Below are 986 nucleotides of genomic sequence, written 5' to 3'. Positions count from 1 at the left end.
GACGGGAGGTACTGGTCGACGTTCTCGGAGGTCACGACCGGGGCGAACAGCTGCACCGTGCGGGGGACCTCGACCTCGACCAGGTCGTCGATGGCCTTGTCCTGGGCCAGCAGCCGGGCCAGCTTGATCCCGTCAGCACCCTGGGTCGAGGGGTAGACCACGGTCGCCTTCAACACGCTGTCACCAGCCTTGATCGACTCCATGACCTGCTTCGAACCCGCCCCACCGATCATCTGGAACTCATCACGACCGGCCTCGCTGATCGCCGCCATCACACCGACACCCTGGTCGTCGTCGTGGTTCCACAGGTAGTCGATCTTCGGGGCCGCCTGCAGCAGGTTCGCCGCCGCATCGGTGCCCGACTCCGGGGTGAACGCAGCCTCGACCTGGTTGTCCACGTCCAGACCACACTCACCCAGCGCGTCCTCGAACCCCTGCGAACGGTCCTGGGTCAACGGCAGCGAGGCGATCCCCTGGATCTCCGCGACCACCGCCTCGGTGTTCCCACCAGCCTGCTCACAGATGTACTCACCCGCCGAGACACCCATGCCGTAGTTGTCACCCAGCACCGTGACCCGCGCCGCGTTGGGGTCGGAGAACTCCCGGTCCACGTTGACCACCGGGATCCCCGCCTCCATCGCCTGCAGCGCCACCGGGGTCATCGCCTCCCCGTCGAAGGGCAGCAGCACGATCGCGTCGACACCCTCGTTGATGAAGGTCTCCACCTGCTGGATCTGGGCGTTGACGTCGTTGGTGCCCTCGGCCAACCGCAGCTCCACGTCGTCGTAGGAGTCCGCGACCGTCTGCGCGGAATCAGTGATCGAGGCCATCCAGCCGTGGTCAGCCGCCGGCGCGGAGAACCCGATCGTGATCGAGTCACCCGACTCGTCGTTCGACCCCTCCTCGGCGTTGGAGTTCCCCCCACTCAGGTTCGGGTTCGACGCCTCCTCGGTGTCGTTGCTCGTGCAGGCGCTCAGGCCCAGGAC

General features: G+C 66.7%; 1 protein-coding gene. It reads right to left on the bottom strand.

Going from position 1 to position 986, the window contains the following annotated elements; all coding sequences use genetic code 11:
* The coding region (locus FJQ57_RS22100; protein WP_246081972.1) for a substrate-binding domain-containing protein at nucleotides 1–830 on the bottom strand (830 nt) is incomplete at its 3' end.
* Nucleotides 831–986 lie beyond the last annotated feature (156 nt).

This window comes from Nocardioides litoris, assembly GCF_006346315.1.
Lineage (GTDB): Bacteria > Actinomycetota > Actinomycetes > Propionibacteriales > Nocardioidaceae > Nocardioides > Nocardioides litoris.
Note: the sequence above shows the minus strand (reverse complement) of the source record. Positions and strands in the feature narration are given on the sequence as shown.